Source organism: Stenotrophomonas sp. 82F1, assembly GCF_056861525.1.
The window spans coordinates 88,480-93,051 of sequence record NZ_JBSPUD010000009.1; the positions used below are offsets into that span (position 1 = coordinate 88,480).

The following is a 4,572-nucleotide window of genomic DNA, read 5'->3' on the forward strand; positions in this document are numbered from 1 at the left end:
GGGGCCTGGGCGCTTAGGCGTGCGGGCCGCCCGCGGGCGGGCAGCGCTCCGTGCAGGAGTCAAGGTTGCCGGCCAGCGGCCGGCACGCCCCGTCAATCCGGCGCCTTGGCTGGCACGAATGGCGAGGTCGGGTCGCTGGCCGGGAAGGTCTCTTCCAGCGCCTCGTCCTGGTTGTCGCTGGCGTGCTGCTTGCGCTCGCGCCGCTTCAGCGGGCTTTCCTGGCCACCGCGGTTGCGATCGCCACAGTCCTTGCGGTCCTGTGCGGCCTGTTCAGGCCGTCGCACGACGGGCAGTACGCCCTCGTCCGGTGTCGACATGCCGGCGCCACGGTCCTCGGCGTCGGCCAGATCGTGTTTGCCGCGCTGCTCGCCCGGCTCGGGGGTGTGGTTCTCACGTAGGGGGTCACGGGTGGTGGTCATGGGGCATTCCTCCGGTAGGCCTCCACTAGAGCGCGGACGAAGTAAAGCCACTGCGAACCTGGCGTCATGAACATCTTTGTCACGACTGGATAACGGCGGCGCGCGTATTCCTGCCCACCCGCCCTGCTGCAGGAGCCGGCCATGCCCCGTCTTGAACGCCCCGCCCCGTCCGTGTTCAACGCCCTGCTGGATCCGCTTGGCCAGCGCAGCACGCAGCGCCGGACGCGCCGCCTGGAGGATCCGCAGGCGGTGGCGCAGGATTACCTGCAGTACATGCTGAGCGACTACGAGGAACGTCGCGGACAGGGGCATCGCAACTGGCGCGATCTGTGCCCGGTGTATGCCTTCGCACTGACTACCCATGCCGCTGACTGGCCGCGGGGCGGTGAGGCCGATACCAGTGGCGAACTGGCCGAGCACTGGGACCAGATGCGTGGACAGTCGCGCCTGAACTGGGCACAGGCGCAGCCGGTGGTGGAAGATGCCTGGCGCGCGCTGGACCACATCCCTGCCGCCGCGGTGAGGCCACTGCTGCAGTAGTGCCGGCCGCTCGCCGGAAGCGCCTTGAAGCCTGGGGATGCCGGCCAGCGGCACCACCCGCACGGCGTGCACGTTGCCGACACGGTTGTTTCACGGTAGCCGGCCGAAGCTGGCTACCCCTGCTGAAACCCAGGTGCGCATCATGGCCCGCCCGATCTGGACCGGTACGCTTTCCTTCGGCCTGCTCAACGTACCGGTCTCGCTGATGTCCGGTGAGCGCAAGGTCGACCTGCACTTCCGCATGCTGGATTCGCGCGACCGCAAACCGATCCGCTTCGAACGGGTCAACGCCGATACCGGCGAAGAAGTGCCGTGGAAGGACATCGTCAAAGCCTTCGAGTACGACAAGGGGAGCTACGTTGTGCTGGAGGAAGACGATATCCGTTCGGCGGCGCCGGAAAGCCATGAAACGGTGGAGGTGGAAACCTTCGTCGACGCCAGCCAGATCGATCCGCGCTACTACGAGAAGCCCTATCTGCTGGTGCCGGGTAAAAAGGCCGAGAAAGGCTACGTGCTGCTGCGGGAAACGCTGCGCAGCACTGGCAAGGTCGGTATCGCCCGGGTGGTGGTGCGCACGCGCGAGTACCTGTGCGCGGTGATGCCCAACGATGACGCACTGGTGCTGATGATCCTGCGTTACCCACAGGAACTGGTCGAGCCTGACGACTACACGCTGCCCAGTGGAAAGCTCGCCGATTACCGCATCACCAGCAAGGAAACGGCGATGGCTGAGCAGCTGATCGAGTCGATGGCCGGCGACTGGGATCCGTCGCAGTATCACGATGAATTCCGCGAACGCCTGCAGCAGGTGCTGAACAAGCGCATCAAGTCCAAGGGCGGCACGACCAAGGTAGAAGACGAGCCGGCACCGCGCGAAGATGCCACCACCAACGTGGTGGACTTCATGTCGCTGCTGCAGAAGAGCCTGGATGCCAACAAGCGCACGCCGGCGAAGAAGGCGGCAGCGGGCAAGGCACCGGCCAGGAAGACAGCGGCGAAGAAGACACCGGCAAAAAAGGCCCCGGCGAAGAAGGCTGCAAAGAAAACCGTCGCGCGACGCAAGGCAGGTTGAGCCATGTCGTTGCATCAGTACCGGCGCAAGCGTCGGCTGGGCGGAGGCAGCGGGCAGACCCCCGAGCCGGATGAAACGCCTGCACGGGGCAACCCGAAGCGACGGCCGATCTTCGTGGTTCAACTGCACCACGCCAGCAGCCGCCACTACGATTTCCGCCTGGAAATGGATGGCGTGCTGAAGAGCTGGGCGGTGCCGAAGGGGCCGTCGCTGCGGGTGGGTGAGAAGCGTCTGGCGGTGGAGGTGGAAGACCACCCGCTGTCCTATGCCGGCTTCGAAGGCGATATTCCGGAAGGGCACTACGGCGCGGGTCACGTCGACGTATTCGATCACGGCAGCTGGGCCTGCGAAGGCGATCCGCTGCAAGCGCTGGCGGCCGGCAAGATCGACTTCGTGCTGCATGGGCAGCGTCTGGCGGGTGGCTGGAAGCTGGTGCGCACGGCGATGAAGGGGCGCCAGGTGCAGTGGCTGCTGATCAAGCGCGATGATGAGCAGGCACGGGATGCCGAAGCGGACGATCTGCTGCACGCGCCAGCACCCAGATCTGCGAAGGCGCCCCGCGCCTCTGCGAAGAAGGCGGCGCCCGCGCCGCGTACCGCACATCCACGCAAGGCCGATGCACGCTGGCATGCGCGTGCGCTGACGCTGGATGGGGCGCGTGACAAGAGCTACCCGCGCCAGTTCAAGCCCCAGCTCACCGATCATCGCGACACCGCGCCCGATGGTGAGCGTTGGCTGCACGAGATCAAGTGGGATGGCTACCGGCTGCTGGCCGACCTGCACGAGGGCGAGGTAAAGCTGCGCTCGCGCAATGGCCTGGACTGGACCGCGGATTTTCCCGAAGTGGTGCAGGCCGTACAGGCGCTGCCGGTACGCGATGCACGCCTGGATGGGGAACTGGTGGTACTGGATGACAACGGCCGCAGCGACTTCGCCGCGCTGCAGCGGGTGATCGACGGCAGCTCGAAACAACCGCTGCGCTACATCGTGTTCGATCTGCCGGGCGTGGCCGGGGTCGACATCAGCCGCGCGCCGCTGTTGCAACGCAAGGCACTGCTGAAGGAACTGATCGGCGATGCAGTTGGCACGCTGGCCTTCAGCGAGCACGTCATCGATCACGGCCCGGCGGTGTTCGAGGCCAGCGGCAAGGCAGGCTTCGAAGGCATCGTCAGCAAGCAGATCGATGCGCCCTATGTGAACGCCCGCGTACGAAGCTGGGTGAAGGTGAAGCACGAGGACACCGATGAATTCCTGATCATCGGCCACACCGCGCCAAAGGGCTCGCGGGTGGGATTCGGTTCGCTGCTGCTGGCCACGCCGGACAAGGGCGGCCTGCGCTATGTCGGCCGGGTCGGTACCGGCTTCGACGACGAGAGCCTGCGCGCGCTGTCGGCCACGCTGGCGCCGCTGGCGGTGAAGGCAGCGGTGCTGGAGCTGCCGTTGCACGTGCCCCTCCGTGGGGCCAGCGTGCGCTGGGTGAAGCCGGTGACGGTGGCCGAGATCGCGTTCCGCGGCTGGGGCAAGGAAGGATTGCTGCGCCAGGCCAGTTTCAAGCGACTGCGCAGTGACAAGCAGAAGGAGGACCTGGCGATGAGTGCAGCACCGGCCGATGACGGCGACGACGTGGCCATCACCCATCCCGAGCGTGTGGTGTTTGCGAAGAAGAAGCTCAGCAAGGGTGACGTCGCCGACTACTACCGGCAGATGGCACGCTGGATCCTGCCGGAAATCAGTGGACGACCGCTGTCGCTGCTGCGCTGTCCCGATGGCGTAGGCAAGGCCTGTTTCTTCCAGAAGCACCACGGCCAGGGTCTGGGCGACGCCGTGCATGCGGTGCCGCTGCAGCAGAAGAGCGGGCGCGAGGACTACGTCTACATCGATGACGAACGCGGGCTGCTGCAGCTGGTGCAGATGAACACCCTGGAGCTGCACCCCTGGGGGGCGACGGTGGCCGATCCCGAGCATCCCGACAGGCTGGTGTTCGATCTTGATCCAGGTGAGGGCGTGAGCTGGGCCGACGTCAAGCGCGGCGCGCGTGATGTGCGCGATCGGCTGCAGGAGACCGGGCTGCAGAGCTTCGTGCGGTTGTCGGGTGGCAAGGGCGTGCATGTGGTGGTGCCGTTGCAGCCAAAGGCGGACTGGGAGGACGCGAAAGCGTTCTGCGAGGCGTTCGCGCAGGCGATGGCCGAACAGGCGCCGGACCGCTACGTGGCGACGATGAGCAAGGCCAAGCGCAGCGGGGTGATCTTCATCGACTGGCTGCGCAATACACGCGGCGCGACCAGCGTATGTTCGTGGTCGCTGCGTGCGCGCGAGAGCGCGGGCGTGGCGGTACCGCTGCGCTGGGAAGAACTGGCGCGGGTCGGCGCTGCCGATGCGTTTCCGATGGACAAGGCGTTGGCACGGGCGAAGCGTTTGAAGGCGGATCCGTGGCAGGGTATCGACACGCTGAAGCAGACGCTGCCGACGCTGAAGCGGTAGTGGGGGGGGGCGGGGGGGCCCAGCCCGCGGCGCGGGGGGGGGGGCCCCCCGCCGGGCCCA

Annotated in this window: 4 protein-coding genes; 3 read left to right on the forward strand and 1 reads right to left on the reverse strand. The window is 66.7% G+C overall.

Translation table 11 applies throughout. The features are described from left to right. Window positions 1–92: 92 nt before the first annotated feature. Complete coding sequence (locus AC13GI_RS11345; protein WP_025875523.1) at window positions 93–419, reverse strand: hypothetical protein; 327 nt, start codon at window positions 417–419, stop codon at window positions 93–95. 141 nt (window positions 420–560) lie between these two features. Here AC13GI_RS11345 and AC13GI_RS11350 point away from each other — a divergent pair, with 141 nt between their 5' ends. The 3 genes from AC13GI_RS11350 (at window position 561) to ligD (ending at window position 4,512) form a co-directional block, all read left to right on the forward strand. Further along, window positions 561–959, forward strand: coding sequence for a hypothetical protein (locus tag AC13GI_RS11350; protein ID WP_025875521.1), 399 nt, complete (start codon window positions 561–563; stop codon window positions 957–959). A 142-nt stretch (window positions 960–1,101) separates the two neighbouring features. Beyond that, the gene (gene ku / locus AC13GI_RS11355) at window positions 1,102–2,031 is read left to right on the forward strand and encodes a non-homologous end joining protein Ku (RefSeq protein ID WP_482996307.1); all 930 of its coding nucleotides are present in this window, start codon (window positions 1,102–1,104) and stop codon (window positions 2,029–2,031) included. Between the two features lie 3 nt (window positions 2,032–2,034). Further along, a complete protein-coding gene (ligD, locus tag AC13GI_RS11360; protein WP_482996308.1) occupies window positions 2,035–4,512 on the forward strand; it encodes a DNA ligase D in 2,478 nt (825 codons plus the stop codon). Window positions 4,513–4,572 lie beyond the last annotated feature (60 nt).